14 protein-coding genes are annotated in these 16,528 nt (G+C 68.1%); 6 read left to right on the forward strand and 8 right to left on the reverse strand.

Features of this window, described 5'->3' with window-relative positions:
- Positions 1-371: 371 nt before the first annotated feature.
- Positions 372-686: a non-histone chromosomal MC1 family protein gene (locus C474_RS09355; RefSeq protein ID WP_008386171.1), complete on the reverse strand. Its 315-nt coding sequence runs from the start codon at positions 684-686 to the stop codon at positions 372-374.
- 237 nt (positions 687-923) lie between these two features.
- On the opposite strand from C474_RS09355, the gene C474_RS09360 reads away from it, so the two are divergent.
- Both C474_RS09360 and C474_RS09365 read left to right on the forward strand, forming a co-directional pair.
- Complete coding sequence (locus C474_RS09360; protein ID WP_008386173.1) at positions 924-1,121, forward strand: hypothetical protein; 198 nt, start codon at positions 924-926, stop codon at positions 1,119-1,121.
- Positions 1,122-1,165: 44 nt separating this feature from the next.
- Positions 1,166-2,224, forward strand: a complete 1,059-nt coding sequence (locus C474_RS09365) for a quinone-dependent dihydroorotate dehydrogenase (protein ID WP_008386176.1) — start codon at positions 1,166-1,168, stop codon at positions 2,222-2,224.
- 109 nt (positions 2,225-2,333) lie between these two features.
- On the opposite strand, the gene C474_RS09370 is transcribed toward C474_RS09365, so the two are convergent.
- The 4 genes from C474_RS09370 to pheS all read right to left on the reverse strand — a co-directional run bounded on the left by C474_RS09370 (position 2,334) and on the right by pheS (position 9,869).
- Positions 2,334-4,958 carry a valine--tRNA ligase gene (locus C474_RS09370; RefSeq protein WP_008386177.1) on the reverse strand — a complete coding sequence of 875 codons (2,625 nt, stop codon included), beginning with the start codon at positions 4,956-4,958 and terminating at the stop codon, positions 2,334-2,336.
- Between the two features lie 164 nt (positions 4,959-5,122).
- Entirely contained in the window at positions 5,123-6,328 is a 1,206-nt protein-coding gene (locus tag C474_RS09375) for a trans-sulfuration enzyme family protein (protein ID WP_008386180.1), read from the reverse strand.
- A 266-nt stretch (positions 6,329-6,594) separates the two neighbouring features.
- Positions 6,595-8,358: a phenylalanine--tRNA ligase subunit beta gene (gene pheT / locus C474_RS09380; protein ID WP_008386182.1), complete on the reverse strand. Its 1,764-nt coding sequence runs from the start codon at positions 8,356-8,358 to the stop codon at positions 6,595-6,597.
- Entirely contained in the window at positions 8,358-9,869 is a 1,512-nt protein-coding gene (gene pheS, locus C474_RS09385) for a phenylalanine--tRNA ligase subunit alpha (protein WP_008386185.1), read from the reverse strand. Before pheS ends, pheT begins: the two co-directional genes overlap by 1 nt.
- A gap of 711 nt (positions 9,870-10,580) precedes the next feature.
- Here pheS and C474_RS09390 point away from each other — a divergent pair.
- Positions 10,581-10,994, forward strand: a complete 414-nt coding sequence (locus tag C474_RS09390; protein WP_008386186.1) for a hypothetical protein — start codon at positions 10,581-10,583, stop codon at positions 10,992-10,994.
- Between the two features lie 129 nt (positions 10,995-11,123).
- Entirely contained in the window at positions 11,124-11,369 is a 246-nt protein-coding gene (locus tag C474_RS09395; protein ID WP_008386189.1) for an amphi-Trp domain-containing protein, read from the forward strand.
- A gap of 56 nt (positions 11,370-11,425) precedes the next feature.
- Here C474_RS09395 and C474_RS09400 read toward each other — a convergent pair whose 3' ends face one another.
- Entirely contained in the window at positions 11,426-12,583 is a 1,158-nt protein-coding gene (locus C474_RS09400; RefSeq protein WP_008386191.1) for an NAD(P)/FAD-dependent oxidoreductase, read from the reverse strand.
- A gap of 83 nt (positions 12,584-12,666) precedes the next feature.
- Between C474_RS09400 and C474_RS22345 the strand changes: the two genes are divergently transcribed.
- Positions 12,667-12,828 (forward strand): SRPBCC family protein, encoded by a 162-nt coding sequence (locus C474_RS22345; protein ID WP_008386192.1) that lies wholly within the window; start codon positions 12,667-12,669, stop codon positions 12,826-12,828.
- Entirely contained in the window at positions 12,825-13,793 is a 969-nt protein-coding gene (locus C474_RS09405; protein ID WP_008386194.1) for an ornithine cyclodeaminase family protein, read from the forward strand. Before C474_RS22345 ends, C474_RS09405 begins: the two co-directional genes overlap by 4 nt.
- 60 nt (positions 13,794-13,853) lie before the next feature.
- On the opposite strand, the gene C474_RS09410 is transcribed toward C474_RS09405, so the two are convergent.
- Together C474_RS09410 and endA are read right to left on the reverse strand one after the other, a co-directional pair.
- Positions 13,854-15,470: a tryptophan--tRNA ligase gene (locus C474_RS09410; RefSeq protein ID WP_008386196.1), complete on the reverse strand. Its 1,617-nt coding sequence runs from the start codon at positions 15,468-15,470 to the stop codon at positions 13,854-13,856.
- A complete protein-coding gene (endA, locus tag C474_RS09415) occupies positions 15,467-16,489 on the reverse strand; it encodes a tRNA-intron lyase (RefSeq protein WP_049916898.1) in 1,023 nt (340 codons plus the stop codon). The genes C474_RS09410 and endA overlap by 4 nt, the downstream gene beginning before the upstream one ends.
- Positions 16,490-16,528 lie beyond the last annotated feature (39 nt).

Here is a 16,528-nt window from a genome sequence, read left to right on the forward strand (position 1 = left end):
ATCCGAGTGGGACGCGATTCGAGCGTGCTTTGGAAGTGTGGCACCCCGGTCGCCCGGGGCGCCCCGCGTATTTCTACGAATGGCCGGGTAACATAAAAGGCCGTCGAACCGAAGCCTCCGCGTCATGCGATTTCATACCCCGTCGGCGCGGAATCGAGGGGGAGGCGATAGCCGTCGCTGGCGAGTGGGAGAGATATCGCGCGGTCGGAGGCCGGTCGGTCATCCCTCGCGTCTCGCGTCAGGTCGGACCGGGTGCTAGCCGCGCGAGTACGCATCGCCGGGGGACGGTCAAAGCCGTGTCGGATGCGTACTCCGGCGCGGGGTTGCACGTGTGCGTGAAGAAAAGGCGAACGGCGGCGTCGTCATCCTCGTTACTCTTCGAGGTGTTCGATACCCTGTTTCGAGACGTTCCCTTTCGTGATGTCGCCCTCCATCCAATCGGGCTTGTCCCCGGGGGCGTCGTCGGCCCACGCCCACGCGTGGAAGATGTGCACCTTGTCGGTGCCCTTCTCGCGGAGATGGATCTCTGTGGCGTGTTCTTTGGCTTCGTCTTCCGAGCCGTGCGGTTCGAGGCGTCGGGCGGCCTTCAGGGCGGCTTGGCGGGGCATGCTTCCGGAGAAGACGCTCGACTCCGAGCCGTCCTCCTCCCGCAGCACGAAGTTCCGCTTACCGTCCTCGCGTACCATGGTTTGTAACCTCCATGCCAACCGAACACATGGCTTGGCTTAAATATATCGGCAAAATTGGGAGCCGGCGGCGAGGTGCTTATATACCGAGTCGGGGTTCGGCCGCTCCTCGGGGTCGAACCGAAACCGGAGATGCGGGAGGCGGCGCCGCAATTCGGTTCCGGTTCGGAGGAACAGCGGTCGGGTAGACAACACTTATGTAGGTCCTACGGCGAAGCATCGAACAGAGAGACCCCGATGGTCCGGAAAAAGAAGCTCAGCCCAAGTGGCGCGAAAGACGAGAACGGCGAGTACCACAACGTCCACGTGAATCTCCACGAGGACGAACTCGCCGTCGCCGGGATGGACATCGGCGACGAGGTGTTCGTTCGGGTCCGTGACGGGAAGATCATCATCCAGAAGGCCGACTCCGACGACGTCGAGCACGACTTCTGAGACCGTCGCGCAGGTCGAACGAACGCCGACACACCCACACACGGATGCGCACCCTCTATCGAACACTGAAACCCGCACTCTTCTCGCTCCCGCCGGAGACGGCGCACGGACTCGTCCACCGCGGCCTCCGGACCGTCCAGCACACGCCCGTCTCCGACGCACTCGCCGCCCGGTACCGCGTCGACGACGACCGACTCCGAACCGAGGCGTTCGACTGCTCCTTCGAGAACCCCGTCGGCGTCGCGGCCGGGTTCGACAAGAACGCCGAGGTGCCCGACGCGCTCGGCGCCCTCGGGTTCGGACACGTCGAGGTAGGCGGCGTGACCGCCGAATCGCAGGAGGGCAACCCGCGTCCCCGGATGTTCCGCCTCCGCGAGGACCGGGGCATCGTCAACCGGATGGGACTGAACAACGAGGGCGCCGACGCCGTCGGCGAACGACTCGCGGCCGGACCGCGACCGGACGTTCCCGTCGGCGTCAACCTCGCCCTCTCGGAGTCGGCGGACGCCGACGACGCCCCCGCCGACTACCGCTACACCTACGAACGGGTCGGCGAACACGCCGACTACGTCGCGGTCAACGTCTCCTGTCCGAACAGCGAGGGCTTCCGCGACCTGCAGAACCGCGACTCCCTCGAAGCCATCCTCGGGGAACTCGTCGACGCGGGCGCCTCCCCCCTCCTCGTGAAACTCTCCCCGGACCTGCCAGACCCCGCCGTCGAGGACGCCATCGACGTCGTCGACGAGTACGGCCTCGACGGCGTCGTCGCGACGAACACGACCACCGACCGCCCGCCGGGACTCCGCAGTCCCAACCGCGCCGAACGCGGCGGCCTCTCCGGGGCCCCCATCCAGGACCGGGCGACCGAGATGGTCCGCTTCGTCGCCGAACGGACGGACGTGCCCGTCGTCGGCGTCGGCGGCGTCTCCTCCGCCGAGGGCGCCTACGCGAAGATTCGCGCCGGCGCCAGCCTCGTCCAGTTGTACACCGGCCTCGTCTTCGAGGGGCCGACGCTCGCGCGCGACATCAACGAGGGACTGTTGGAACTCCTCGAACGCGACGGCTTCGACTCCGTGGCGGACGCCGTCGGCGCGGATCCGTAGCGGACGGACAGCGACCTCCTGCATGGAAGCTTCGGGGAGTGAAACGCGGAAAACGAAGAACTGAGAGGGTAAATCGACGAGACGGAACGGAGACGAACGAGCCGCGAGTTCAGTCGCCGTGCCGGACGATGACGACGGCGTCGCCCGCTTCGAGCATCTCGCCTTCGCCCGTGTACTTGCGCTCTTCTTCGATGGTGAACATCTCGGAGTCGAGTTCGGCGTCGCCGGCGCGGAGTTCGCCGTCGACCACCTCGTACTCCTCGGCTTCGATGGCCGACTCGATGTCCGGCACCTGCGCGCCGAACTCGGGGCCGACGAGCGAGTAGTCGAGGTCGACGCCCGTGACGACCGACTCTATCGGCGGGCCCTCCGAGGAGGTTTCCAACTCCTCGACGTGCATCACGCCGCTGATGTCCTCCTCGAAGCCCCGCACGTCGCCGTACACGAGCACGTGGTCGACCGAGGCGTTCATCGACAGTTGGTTGTCGCTCTTGTACTTGCGGAGTGCGCCGACGACGGCCATCGCCGTCTCGCCGGCCGCGACGTCGGCGTCGACGCCGAGCGGTTCGGGCCACGCGGCGCGGTGGACGCTCGCGGCTTCCTCGCCGTACATGTCGCGCCACAACTCCTCGGTGGCGTGCGCGAGGACGGGCGCGAACAGTTTGACGAAGCGGCGGTGCGCCGTCCGGAGCGTGTACTTCGCGGAGTCGTCGTCGTCCTCGCGGACCCGCTGTTTGGCGATTTCGAGGTAGTCGTCGCAGAACGTGCTCCAGAAGAAGCTCCGGAGGCCGTCCCGCGCCTTCGAGAACTCGCGGTTCTCCAGTTTCTCGGTGACGCGGTCTATCTCGCGGTCCAACTCGGCCAACAGCCAGCGGTCTAAGGCGTGGAGTTCGTCGTGGTCGAACTCCGCGGGCGCCTCGTGGGTGAGGCTCTCGACCAGTTTCGAGGCGTTCCACAGCTTTCGGATGAGCTTCTCGCCCGCGCGGAGCCCCTTCTCGGAGTACGGCAGGTCGTCGCCGACGGCCGACCCCGCGGCCCAGTAGCGCGCGGCGTCGACGGGGTACTTCGAGACGACTTCGTCCGGCGAGACGACGTTACCCTTCGACTTCGACATCTTCTCGCGGTTCTCGTCGAGGACCATCCCGTTTATCATCACGCTGTCGAACGGCACCTCGCCGGTGTGCTCGTAGCACTTCACGACGGTGTGGAACAGCCAAAAGGAGATGATGTCGTGCCCCTGCGGGCGCAGGTCGAACTGGTACAGTTCCTCGCGGTCCAGCGTCGTCTCGCCGTTCTCCGCGTCCCAGTCCCACCCGGCGTTGATGAGGGGAGTCAGAGAGGAAGTGGCCCACGTGTCGAACACGTCGTCCTCGGGGACGAACTCGTCGTGTCCGCACTCCGGGCAGGCGTCGACCGGCGGGTCGTCCGCGAGGGGGTCGACCGGCAGGCTCTCTCGTTCGGCGACGACGACGTGTTCGCACTCCTCGCAGTACCAGACGGGGAACGGAATCCCGGAGGAGCGCTGCCGGGAGATGGACCAGTCCCACTGGAGCCCCTCGATCCAGTTTTTGTACCGCGTGAACATCTTCTCGGGGTACCAGTCCATCTGCCGACCCGCCTCGAGGTACTCGTCGGTCTTGTCGAGCAGTTCGATATACCACTGGTCCTTGACGAGGAACTCGACGCTCGTCCCGCAGCGCTCGTGGACGTTGACCGTGTGGGTGATGGCGCGCCTGTCGAGAAGCGCCCCCGCCTCGTCGAGGTCAGCGACGATGGCCTCGCGCGCCTCCTCGGAGGACATGCCGGCGTACTCCCCGGCCACGTCGGTCAGCGTGCCCGACTCGTCGATGGCGATGCGGAGGTCCAGGTCGTGCGCCTGGTACCACTCGATGTCGGTCTGGTCGCCGAACGTACAGCACATGACGATGCCGGACCCCGTTTCGAGGTCCACGCGGTCGTCCTCGATGACGGGCACCTCCTGTCCGAAGATGGGGATACGCGCCTCCTCGCCGACGAGGTGTTCGTTCTCGTCGTCGTCGGGGTGGACGAACACGGCGACGCAGGCCGGGAGCAGTTCGGGCCGCGTCGTGGAGATAACGAACGACTCCTCGGAGTTCACGACGTCGAACTCGATGTCGTGGAAGTGGCTGTCCTGTTCGTCGTCCTCGGTTTCGACCTGCGAGATGGCCGTCTCGCACTCGGGACACCAGATGGCGGGGGCGCGCTGGCGGTACTCCCGTCCCTCGTCGTACAGTTCGATAAAGGAGAGTTGGGAGGTGCGCTGGACCGCCGGCGAGATGGTCTGATACGTCTGTTCCCAGTCGATAGAGATGCCGAGCCCCTGCATCTTCTCGGTGAACTCGGCCTCGTACCCCTCGCAGACCTCCCGGCACATCCGCTGGAACTCCCGCCGGTCGTAGTCCTGGTGGCGCACGTCGAGTTCGTCCTCGGTCAGTCGCTCCGAGGCGATGCCGTTGTCGTCGAAGCCGAACGGGAAGAAGACGTTCTCCCCGCGCATGCGCTCGAACCGAGCGACGAAGTCCTGCAGCGTGAAGCCGTAGGCGTGGCCCCAGTGCAGACTGCCCGAAACCGTCGGCGGCGGCGAGTCGATGGAGAAGGCGGTGTCGGGGTCTACCGCGTCCGCGTCCTCGGCGTACGCGTACGTGTCCTCGTCGACCCACCTGTCCTGCCACTTCGCTTCGACCGTCACGGGGTCGTATTCTCCGCTCGGCATTCTTGTGCAGGAGTACCACCGGAGGGCGTGTTAAGTCACTCGATTGAACCGGCGAGACTCCCCCACGGGAACGATACCGGGCGAACCGACCGGCCTCGAACACGCGTCGCGGGGCGCACCCGCGGCCGGGAGGGTGCGCCGCCGCCGCGGGACGGAAGCGACGGTCAGAGCGCGTCGAGTCCGGTCGCGAGGTCCGACAGCAGGTCGGACTCGTGTTCGACGCCGACCGAGATTCGGAGGAGGCTGTCGGTGATGCCGAGGAAGTCGCGTTCGGACTGCGAGAGCGGCGAGTGCGTCATCGTCGCCGGGTGTTCGATCAGCGACTCGACGCCGCCGAGGCTGACCGCCAACGGGAAATGGTCGAGTTCGGCGACGAACCGCGCCGCGCCGTCCAGACCTGTCGCCAACTCGGCGGAGAGGACGCCGCCGTAGCCCGACATCTGCCGCGCCGCCAGGCCGTGTTGCGGGTGCGAGTCGAGGCCGGGGTAGTGAACCGCCGACACCGCCGAGTGGTCCGAGAGGAACTCCGCGACGGCCCGCGCGTTCGAGGCGTGCTTCTCCATCCGGAGCGGGAGCGTCTTCAGGCCGCGGAGGGTGAGGTAGGCGTCGAACGGCGCGAGCATGTTCCCCATCCCGACGCGTTGGAGGAAGGTCACCTCCTCGGCGAACGCCTCGTCGTTCGTCGCGAGTGCGCCGCCGATGGAGTCGGAGTGACCGTTGAGGTACTTCGTCGTCGAGTGGACCACCACGTCGGCACCGAGTTCGAGCGGTCGCTGGAAGTACGGTCCGACGAAGGTGTTGTCGACGCCGAGCAGCGCTCCGTGTTCGTCGGCGACGGCCGCGACGGCCTCGATGTCGCAGAGTCTGAGCAGGGGGTTCGTCGGCGACTCCATCCAGATGAGCGCCGTCTCCGGGCGCATCGCCGCCGCGACTTCCTCGGTGTCGCGCGCGTCGACGAGCGTGACGGCCACGCCGAGTCGGTCCTCGAAGAACCGCGAGAGCATCGACTTCGTGCCGCCGTACAGGTCGTCGAAGGCGACGACGTGGTCGCCGGGTTCGACGGCGGCCGAGATGGCGGTCACGATGGCCGCGGTTCCGGAAGCGAACGCGAAGGCGTGCTCGCCCCCGCAGAGCGCCGCCAAGCGGTGTTCCAGCGCGTTCCGCGTCGGGTTCGACAGCCGCGAGTAGAGGAACTCGCCCGCGTCCGGGTCGAGCGTCTCCAGCGACGCGTCGGGGTCGATGTCCGGCACCGCGTACGTCGAGGAGAGGTGGACGGGGACGGCCACGTCCTCGACGCCCTCGGCGGGTCGCTGTCCGCGTTCGCCGTGCGTCACCGCGAGCGTCTCGAACTTCCCTCCAGCATCGTTCATGAGGGATAGCGAGGCGACGGCGTACTAAACATTCCGATGATTTCTCTCGAAATAATTTGAGATAATTTTGTGTAAAAGAAGATTCTCCCGAGTTATGTTCCGCCGAACGGCGCGGGCGGACGAGGGTATCGAATCGGGTCGACATCCGGCGGTCGCGAGAGAGACGGACGCGGAGAGAAACGGGAACACGGGGAAACAGCGAGACGGAGGCGGGGGACGGTAGAACGGGACGAAAGAACGAGAGGCGCAAACCGGCGCGAGGGGGCTTAGCGCAGTGCGTCGAGGTCGAACTCGAACGCCGCGACGGGCAGTTCGAGGTCGTGTTCCACTAACACTCGCGGGTGAACCTCCCCGACGACGCCTACGTCCTCGCCGTCGACGACGACGCTCGCCGCCCGGCCGTCGATGAACGACGGGTGCTCGGTCGGCGGCGTCTCCAGGTCGACGGCGAAGTCCCGACAGAGCGTCTGCAGGCGGGCCTTCGCGTCCTCGAACGTCGCGTCGTGCCGCGCGAGGACGCCCGCGACGTGCCGGCGCTCCTTCACGCGCGTGTTCACGGAGTCGTCTCGCTCGGCGACGAGACCGATCTCGGCTAAGTCCTGCGGATACGCCCGATGGGTGTTGTTCTCCAGCACCATCATCAGCGAAGGGAGCGCCCACGTCCGCAGGATGGTGTAGTCCTCGCTGTACGGACCCGTGATTTCGGCGGGGTCACCACCGCCGAGCACCTCCGACCCGGCTTCGACGCCCATGCGCTCTTGCACCTCCGCCTCGCTCGTCATGTGGAAGTTGAGCATGTCCTCGAAGCCCAGCCCCACGAGCGAGTTCCGAACGGCGTCCTCCAGTCGGGAGCGCTCGTGCCGGCCGCCGACCGTGCCGACGTTCGGGTAGCGCGGGTCGAGTTCGTTGAAGCCGTACGCCCGGCCCACGTCGTCGACGAGGTCCAAGGGGTGGAGCACGTCGACGCGGTACGGCGGAATCGACACCTCGTAGACGGTCTCCTCGGCGTCGTCGCCGTCGGCCGCGTCGGTGCCGACGCCCGCACCGCCCTCGTCATCGTCGGCGAGTGCGGCGCCGAGACCCGAGCGCTCGAACAGGTCGGCCACCTCCCTCGTCTCGAACTCGACGCCGAGCATCGTCTCGATTCGCTCGTGGGAGACGCGCTTCGTGTCCACCTCGAAGTCGGGGCGCACGAGCGTTCCCGACTCGTACTCGACCTCCACCTCCTCGATGGTCGCGCCGCGGGCCGCCAGCGCGTAGCAGACGATGTTGCACATCCGGTCGATGGTCCACTGGTCGGTCCCCGTCAGTTCGACGAGGAGTTCGCGCGACTCCGTCGACACCTCGGTCCGACGGCCGTTGATGACCGGCGGGAACGAGAACAGACCGAGTTCGTCGTAGATGGCCGGATAGCGCTCGTACTCGCTCACGAGGCCCGCGTACTGCTTGCCGGTCTGATGCTCCGCCAGCACCGCCGCGGGCGTCATCTCCCGGTCCCCGTCGAGGGGGACGAACGTGTCGCCGTCGGGGTCGACGCCGCGGTAGGTGATTGAGTTGCCCTCCGAGTCCTCGCGCAGGGCGTCGCCCTGTATCATCGTCAGGTCGTGGATGCCGATGGCGCCCTTCGCGCGCTTTCGACCCATCGTCGCGTGCAGTTTCTCCTGCAGTTGGATGAGCGAGTCGAGGGCGTCCTCGTCCAAGTCGACGCCGCGGATTATCGCGCCCGTGACGTACGGGCGCTCCTCGGGCACGCTCTCGTCGACGGTGAACGTGAAGTCGGGGTCGTTCGTCTTCGGGACGTACACGCCCCGGTCGTCGCCGTACTGGTAGCGCAGCGACCGCGCGACCCCCTCCACGGAGAGTCGGTCCAGTCGGTCGGGGCCGAACTCCAGTTGGAAGGCGCCGTCTTCGGTCTCCCCCTCGAACTCCAGTCCGAGGGCAAACAGGTCCTCCTTGAACGACTCGTCGGATTTGTCCTCGTGCCCCGTCAGCCGCCGCAGTTCGTCGGGGTGGACGTCGACGACGGGCATTACCGCAGCACCTCCGTCTCCCGGAGCAGTTCGATGTCTGACATCGTCCCGTGCACGTCGCGGATATCGTCGAAGCCGTACATGAGCATCAGCAGTCGTTCCAGCGCGAGGCCCCACGCCATCACGTCGCAGTCGACGCCCAGCGGTTCGAGCACCTCATCGCGGAACATACCCGAATTACCGATCTCTATCAGTTCGCCCGTCTCGGGGTGCCGTCCGAACAACTCGAACGACGGCTCCGTGTAGGGGTTGTAGTGCGGTTTGAACTGGATGTCCGTGATGCCGAACTGCGCGTAGAACTCCTCGAAGGTGCCCATCAGGTCGCGCACCGAGAGGTCGTCGGCCATCACCCAGCCCTCTATCTGGTAGAACTCGAGGAGGTGCGTCGGGTCCAAGGTGTCGTTGCGGTACACCTTCTCGACGGAGAAATATCGCTGCGGCGGTTCCAGTTCGCCCACCTCGTGCCCCGAGAGGTACCGCATCGACAGCGAGGTGGTGTGGCCGCGCAGGGCGATAGCGCGCGCGAAGTCCTCCGACCACGGCGAGTGGTAGCCGTCGCCGTCCCGACCGACGCCCTTGCGGTGGGCGTCCTCGACCCTCTCGACGAGGTCCTCGGGCAGGTCCTCGATGGGCGGCACGTCGAGGGCGAAGCGGTCCCAGTGCGTTCTGGCGGGGTGGTCCTGCGGCATGAACAGGCAGTCGTTGATCCAGAAGTCCGCGTCGGCGTGCGGCCCCTGCATCTCCTGAAAGCCCATGCCGACCAAGACGTCCTTCACGCGGTCGGCCGTCTGCCGAAGGATGTGTGTCTTCCCGCCGCGGGTCTCGGGCGCGTCCGCCTCGACGTTGTACTCGGTGAACTCCACGTCCTCCCACTCCCCGGAAGCGAGCATCTCGGGGGTGAGTCGGTCAACCGTCTCCGCCGTCTCGACGCCCTCCATGAGGAGCGTCACGCCCTCGTCGGTGAGCGTCACCGAGCGAACCGTCTCCTCGCGGCGGTCGACGAGGTTGCGCGAGACGAGTTGCTCGAGCGTCGCCTCGTCCGCGTCGTCGACGGACTGGCCGTCAGCGAGGGCGGCTAAGACCGTCGACTCGGGGTCTTCCCCGGCGTCGGCGTCCCCGTCGGCGCTCAGTTCGCCGCTGTCGATGTCGCCGTAGCCCTTCCGGCCGAAGTTGGCGAGGGCGATGTCGACCGCCGGACCGCCGAGGCCCGACGCGCCGATGACCTGCCCCATCGGCGCGGCGCTGTCGGCCGCGCCCGCCTCGACGGCGGCGCGGTAGAGTCGCACCTCGGGAAGGCCGTCCTCGACGTACTCGCGGCCCTCCTCGGTGAGTTCGTAGTCGACGTCCGTTCGCTCCTCGACTGCGACGTAGCCCTCTTCGCGCAGTTCGAAGGCGGCCTGCGTCACCGTCTCCGGTTTCAGTCCCGTCTCGTCGGCGAGGTCGCCGACGGTCTGTTCGTCCGTCGCGCTCGCGGCGTTCAACACCGCGACCTGTGATTCGGGTAGTTTCATGTCGTGTTCGCGTCGGTCGATGTCGCGTCTTACTGGCCGAGCACCAGTGAGAGCGTCGATTGTCGGCGGTCGAACGCCCGGCGACGCCCCGAGGCGTCTGCGCTCGACGACCGGTGTCTCCGCGTTGACTGTGAAGTCGGACAACCGACGCAATAGCAGTTCCGAAGGGCGCTGGTGCGCGGTCCCGCCCCGGACCGGGTCGGACAGTTTTGTCGGCGGCGACCGCGCGGCGGGCGCGGCTCCGTCGCGTCGGTCCCCGTCGAGTCCGCCGTCGTCACGCGGCCTGTAATCGCGTCCGCAAATCGTCACACACTCGACCGCGTGACATCGTGCGGTCGGATGGATACTCAGTTGCGGACGCGACTATCGAAGAAGCCGGACCCGTCGGTCGCGGTCGGTTCGCGCGCGCCGCCCCCGCCGTCGGTGGGTCCGGTCGGCACGCACGTGAGAAACCGGTCGCGGGGCAAAACGGTTCCGAATCCGTGCGACCCGCTGTCACTGCATCGAACAACGGAAGCGGCACGAGACGGTCGCAGTCCCGTCAATAGGCCGCTCTCGGCTCGGCGAGGGTCGAACGTCACACCGAATCGCCCCCCAGACTCATGTCCGCCGCGCCCGTTCGACTGTACGAGAACCCATGAGTGGACACACACCAACGCGCGAAAGTGCGGAATCGGCGGGTCGAACGACTGGAACGAGGGGGCGGGCGAGATGAGCGGTCTCGGCCTCCTTGCGTTGCAAAGCGGTGCGGAGTCGAACGCCGGGTCGCTCGCCGGTGCAGTCCTCGTCTTCGTCGTCAACCTCCTCATCGGCGCCGTCGGCATCCACACCGGCGCGCGACTCATCGTAGACAAGGACGTTGGCTACCGCAGAGCCGTGTTCACGGCTCTCATCGGCGCCATCGTCTGGGCCGTCGTCGCGTTCTTCCTCGGGTGGATTCCGCTGCTCGGGCCCATCCTCGCGCTGGTGGCGTGGATCGGCGTCATCAACTGGCGCTACCCCGGCGGCTGGGGGCCGGCGACGCTCATCGCCTTGGTCGCGTGGGTCATCGCCGCACTCGTCCTGTACGCCCTCGCCGCCATCGGCCTGTTCGAGTTCTCGGCGCTGGGTATCCCGGGCGCCTGATCGCGCCGACGAAAAGCGGCGGACGGAGCGGAGAACGCCGGAGCGGTTCGGGCCGCACGGCCCGTCTCGGCTCCGGTTCGGCCCCGGTTCGGCCGTGCGCTTTATTCGGACCCCGTCCTACGAGGTTGCATGGTCAACAAGACGCTCAACGCCGAGAAGCTCTCCCGAGAGGAGACGGCTAATCGACTGCGGGCGCTCGCCGACGCCATCGAAGGCGAGGACGACGCCAACGTCAACGTCGGTAACAAGCAGATAACGCTCCGACCGCGTTCCAACATCGGCTACGAAGTCGGCGTCCGCGAACGGTCGTCCGTCCTCCGCGGCAGTCGCGAGAGCGTGACCGTGACGCTGGAGTGGAAGGCGCGGGGCAACTGACGAACGAAGGCGAAACCGATTTTCTTCGACCCGCCGATAGTCAGGAGTCGAACCGCTCAAGCGACGTTTTGCTCCACCGTGCCCGGTTCGTCCGACTCGAACCGTTCGAGCGACAGCGCCGAGACGTCGACGTGCGACGCGGCGCCGTCGAGGCAGAGTTCGGCGACGCACTCGCCGGTCGCCGGGGCGTGTTGGAAGCCGTGGCCGGAGAACCCGGCGGCGACGACGAACCCCGGACGCGCCTCGTCGACGACGGCGTGGTGGTCCGGCGTGACGGCGTAGAGGCCGGCCCACCCGTTGCGGACGCGCGTCTCGGGACCGAAGTACGCCGCCGCGTCGGCGGCGCGTTCGACCGCCTCGGCGGTCCACGCGAGGTCGGGCGACTCCGAGAAGTCGTCAGGGTCGACGTCCGGGTCCGCGTCGGCGAAGTGACCGCCGACCAGCGCCGTCCCCTCGCGTTCGGGCCGGAAGTACACCCCTCGGTCGAGGTCCACGGTCAGCGGCACCGACTCGGCCATCGCCGTCTCGGGTTCGACGACGGTCGCTTGGCGGCGGCGCGGCGCGATGGGCAACTCGACGCCGGCGAGTCGGCCGACCCGCCGCGCCCACGCGCCCGCGGCGTTCACGACGTAGTCGGCCGACAGCGTCTCTCCGGGCGTTTCGACGCGCCACGGTCCGTCCGCGGATTCGGGGGGCGAGAGGCCCGTCACCGGCGTCCTCGTTCGCACGTCGACGCCGCGTTCCTCGACGGCGCGCGAGTAGCCCTGCACCGCCGAGTGCGGGTCCGCGACGCCGTCGTCGGGGCAGTACGTCGCCGCGACGAACGCCTCGGCGCGCAGTTGCGGGCAGTGCTCGCGGGCCTCGGCGGGCGAGAGCGTCCGACTGTCGACGCCGCGGGCGGTCTGCATCTCGACGTTCGCCTCGAACGCCGCGGCGGTTTCCTCCTCGCGCGCGAGGAACAGGTAGCCGTTCTTCCGGTAGTCGACGTCGACGCCGAATCGCTCCTCGAAGGACTCCCAGACGGGGACGCTGGCGAGGGAGAGGTCGACGTTCACCGGCGTGGAGAACTGCGCGCGGATTCCGCCGGCGGCCCGGCCGGTGCTCCCGCCGCCGAGCGTCCCGGCCTCGCAGACGGTGACGTCGCCGCCGCGTTCGGCGAGGGCGAGGGCGCAGGAGAGGCCGACGACGCCGCCGCCGATGACAACTGTGTGCATACGTCGCGGTTCGCGGTAGGTGGGTAAGAATGTCACCCATCATTGGGGGCGGACTGATATCCCCGGCGCGCGAACGCGCACCCGTGCGAAGGATACGAACCGAACGCGAGGGTGCGGCCCCGGCGGAGGCGGCGTGGGACAGGGTGAGCGATATCTCGTCGTACCGCGAGCGGAATCCGCGCGTCGTCGACGGCGGCGGGCGATTCGAGGACGCGAACGGCGGCCGACGGGAGGCGGGAGCGTGACCGACGTTCGCGTCCTCTCGGACGACGACGTGGCCGCGTTGCTCTCGCTGTCGGACCTCCTGCCCGAGATAGAGCGGGCGTTCGTGAAGCAGGGTCGCGGCGAGGTCGAACGGCCCCCGCGCCCGCACTACCCGGTGGGGACGGAGACGCCGGGCACCGCGCTGACGATGCCCGCGTACCTGCACGGCGACCCGACGTACGCGACGAAACTCGCCGCCGTCCACGAGTCGAACGCGGAGAGGGAACTGCCGACGGTGAACGCGCAGGTGGCCGTGACGGACGCCGAGACGGGACTGCCGCTCGCGTACCTCGCCGGCACCCGCGTGACGAGCGCTCGAACCGGCTGTATCGGCGGCCTCGCCGCGCGCGAACTGTCGAACGGGCCGGTCCGACTCGGCGTGTTCGGCGCGGGCACGCAGGCCCGGTGGCAGACGCGCGCTATCGCCGCCGCGACGGACCTCGAACGAGTGCGGGTCTACTCGCCCTCCGACTCGCGGGAGGCGTGCGCGGCCGACCTGCGCGAGCGACTGCCGGACGTCGGCGTGACCGCCGTCGACTCGCCGGACCGGGCGCTGGCGGGGTCGAACGTCGTCGTCACCGCGACGACCAGCGCCGACCCCGTCTTCGACGGCGGCGGACTCGAAGCGGGAACGCTCGTCGTCGCCGTCGGGGCGTTCACCCCCGAGATGCGCGAACTCGACGGCGTGACCGTCCGCCGGGCGAGTCGACTGTTCGCCGACGTGCCCGAGGAGGCCGTCGAGACGGGCGACTTCGCGGACGTGGGCGTCGAGGCGACGGACCTGACGCCCCTCTCGGACGTCTTCGAGGGCCGGGTCGGCCGCGAGTCCGACGAGGAGGTTCTCGTCGTCGCCAGCGTCGGGTCCGCCGTGCTGGACGCGGCGACGGCGGGGCACCTGTACGAACGCGCCGAACGCGAGGACGCAGGGACCGTCGTCGAACTGTAGGCGGGGTCGGCATCGCTACGGGCGCAAAAGAGAAGGAATCAAATCGGTCGGGGCGCCCGCTCAGTCGTCGCCGGGGGCGACGTCGCGGCGCGCGGACTCCGTGGAGATATCGAGGTCCGCCAGCACTTCTTCCATCTCCTCGCGCTTCTCCTGGTGGTCTTCGAGGAACTCCTCCATCAGTTCGGCGGCCTGCTCTTTGCACCCGCCGCAGAGGCGTTCGCCGCCGACGCACTCCTCGTACACCTCCGTCGCGAACGCGTCGTCGTCGCCCGAGAGGAGGTAGGCGTACAGCTCGTAGACCGGACATTTGTCGGCTTCGCCGCCGAGTTCGCGCTGTTTCTCGGCCGTCTCCCGGCCGCCCGTCGTCGCGGATTTCACCTTGTCGTAGCCCTCCTCGGGGTCGTCGAGCAGCGAGATGTGACTCGCGGGAATCGAGGAGGACATCTTCCCCCCCGTGAGGCCGGTCATGAAGCGGTGATAGAGGGACGACGGCGCGCGGAAGCCGTAGCCGCCGTGCTCTATCTCCACCTCGCGGGCGAGTTCGTCCGCTTCGTCGAACGAGAGGTCGAACGCGTCGACGTGCTCGTCGTAGCGGCGCTTCTCCCCCTCGACGGCCTCGATGAGGGCGTCGAACGCTTCGTCGGTGGCGTTGGCGTCGAGAAAGCGGACGCGCGGGCGGAGCGGTTCCATCCCGGCGTTCGCCAGTTTCTCGACGGCCGACTCGCGGGCGGACTCGGCGGCGACGACGCCGTGGGCGTCGAGGTCCGCCGCCGAGAGCCACTCGCCCGCCTCCTCACAGCGCGGCGTTTCGGGGTCCTCGGCGAATTCCTCGCGGGCGTCGTAGGCGGCGGCGACGAGGGGTCGCTCCGCGTCCCGGAGTTCGAAGCTGGCGTACGCCTCGGTCACCTTGAAAAAGCGCATCCGGTCCGCTAAGTCGCGGGCGAGGCGAACGTGCGGGTCCTGGTCCGGGCCGACGGGGATAACCGTCGGTTTCGGCTCTTCTAACTGCGGGTAGAGGATGTCGGCCATCTGCGTGACGACCGACTGCACGTGCGAGACGTTCGTGCTCCCGTCGAAGCCGTAGATGGCCTCGAACTCCGAGTAGTTCGCCTTCGAGCCGAGTTCGAAGGCGAGGTCCTGCAGTTCCCGGTTGTCCGACTGTCGGTAGAGTTCGCCCTCCTCGGGATCGAACCCGAGCGCCAACAGCGAGAGCAGGTAGTCGCGGGCGTGTTCGTCTATCTCCGCCCACGACATCCCGCGGGCGGAGTGGGCCTCCAGGTCGGCGATGAGGCCGTACGCGTCGCCGCCCTGCTCTTGGTGCCAGATTATCTCGTCGAAGACGAGTTTGTGCCCGATGTGGGGGTCGCCGGTCGGCATGAATCCCGAGAGGACGGCGAAGTCGTCGCCGTCGCGCATCGCCTCGGCGACGGGGCGGTAATCGCGGTGCCCGAAGATGACGCCGCGGCGCATCAGGTAGTGGGGGTCCGGCACCTCCGGCAGCACCGCGTCGAACTCCTCGATGCCGAACTCCTCGAACAGTTTCCGGTAGTCCGAGATGGTCGAGGAACCCCACGGGTCGAGAGACGTTGCATCCGCTCCCTCTGCGGAGGCGCCCCCGTCGGTTCGGGGGTCCTCGCGTACCGACTCGTCGGTCTCGGTGTTGTGGTCTCGTGTCATGGGGTGAGCCGGGCTACCGAAAGCCAGTCTATCTGTTCGTTGGCGCCGGTGAGCGCAAAAACCATTCGTTTGCGGACCCCGCCGGCGAGGCGCACGTCGAGCGAGAGGTCCCGCGGCATGAACGCGTGGTCGGGCGTCACGACGCGCACCAGGTCGGCGGAGTGGCTCAACTCCGAGACGGACTCGAAGTCGGTGTACAGTCGGAAGTCGGCCCCGAACTTGAACCCGCTCTTCGGGACCGCGTCGGCGTTTCTGAGCGCCGCGTAGGCGCACAGACGGCGGTCGAACCGGTCGCCCTCCACGTCGCGGGCGAGGCTCACCACGTCGGCGGCGTCGACGTCGAGGGCGCCGCGTTCGGCGAGGTACGCCCCCTCGATGAGCGACAGTTGCAGGGGGCCGGCGTCGGCGTTACGGCCGAACAGTCGCTGCCCGTAGAAGCCCCGTTCGTACACCTCGTCGGGCGATTCGTAGCAGACGACGCGGTCCGAGAGGAGGTCCGCGTCGAGGCCCGCGGGCGGGTCGTAGTCGCCGGTGCCGCTCACGTCGGGGTCGGCGTCGGTGTCGAAGTACGTCAGGTCGCCGTCCTCGTCGACGACGGCGAGCACCACGTCGCCCAGAGACGACGCGGCGACGCGTTCGCGTTCCCCGATGACGCGGACGCGGTGCTCGACGACGCCGTCGGTCGGACCCTTTCCCCTGGGGTAGACGACGAAGTCGACGCCGTCGGGGTCCTCGACGCCCGGCCACTCCTCGCGGGCGGGCGAGAGGTAGAATCCCCTGTCCCGGAGGTCTTTGTAGACGACGAACTCCAGCACCGCGCCCGTCTCCGCGAGGAACTCGCGGAAGTCCATCCCGTCGATGCTGTCGAGGTCCCCCCGAGAGAGCAGGTGCGCCGCCTCGACCGGCGCGAGTTCGACGCGGTCCCCGTCGAGGGGACGACCGTAGCCCCTCGCGTCGTAGAACCGCTGACGCGCGTCGTCGGCCGCCCGGACGACGCCGTCGTGCAGTGTCGCGTCCATGTTCGAGAACGGGACGGGTGGCGACATAGGGCCTGCGAT

The sequence above is a fragment of the Halogeometricum pallidum JCM 14848 genome, from assembly GCF_000337095.1.
Lineage (GTDB): Archaea > Halobacteriota > Halobacteria > Halobacteriales > Haloferacaceae > Halogeometricum > Halogeometricum pallidum.

What these genes read in the sequence shown, in the direction of transcription:
- C474_RS09355 (WP_008386171.1), bottom strand. Translation starts at nt 686, where the DNA reads ATGGTACGCGAGGACGGTAAGCGGAACTTCGTGCTGCGGGAGGAGGAC.
- C474_RS09360 (WP_008386173.1), top strand. Translation starts at nt 924, where the DNA reads ATGGTCCGGAAAAAGAAGCTCAGCCCAAGTGGCGCGAAAGACGAGAAC.
- C474_RS09365 (WP_008386176.1), top strand. Translation starts at nt 1,166, where the DNA reads ATGCGCACCCTCTATCGAACACTGAAACCCGCACTCTTCTCGCTCCCG.
- C474_RS09370 (WP_008386177.1), bottom strand. Translation starts at nt 4,958, where the DNA reads ATGCCGAGCGGAGAATACGACCCCGTGACGGTCGAAGCGAAGTGGCAG.
- C474_RS09375 (WP_008386180.1), bottom strand. Translation starts at nt 6,328, where the DNA reads ATGAACGATGCTGGAGGGAAGTTCGAGACGCTCGCGGTGACGCACGGC.
- pheT (WP_008386182.1), bottom strand. Translation starts at nt 8,358, where the DNA reads ATGCCCGTCGTCGACGTCCACCCCGACGAACTGCGGCGGCTGACGGGG.
- pheS (WP_008386185.1), bottom strand. Translation starts at nt 9,869, where the DNA reads ATGAAACTACCCGAATCACAGGTCGCGGTGTTGAACGCCGCGAGCGCG.
- C474_RS09390 (WP_008386186.1), top strand. Translation starts at nt 10,581, where the DNA reads ATGAGCGGTCTCGGCCTCCTTGCGTTGCAAAGCGGTGCGGAGTCGAAC.
- C474_RS09395 (WP_008386189.1), top strand. Translation starts at nt 11,124, where the DNA reads ATGGTCAACAAGACGCTCAACGCCGAGAAGCTCTCCCGAGAGGAGACG.
- C474_RS09400 (WP_008386191.1), bottom strand. Translation starts at nt 12,583, where the DNA reads ATGCACACAGTTGTCATCGGCGGCGGCGTCGTCGGCCTCTCCTGCGCC.
- C474_RS09410 (WP_008386196.1), bottom strand. Translation starts at nt 15,470, where the DNA reads ATGACACGAGACCACAACACCGAGACCGACGAGTCGGTACGCGAGGAC.
- endA (WP_049916898.1), bottom strand. Translation starts at nt 16,489, where the DNA reads ATGGACGCGACACTGCACGACGGCGTCGTCCGGGCGGCCGACGACGCG.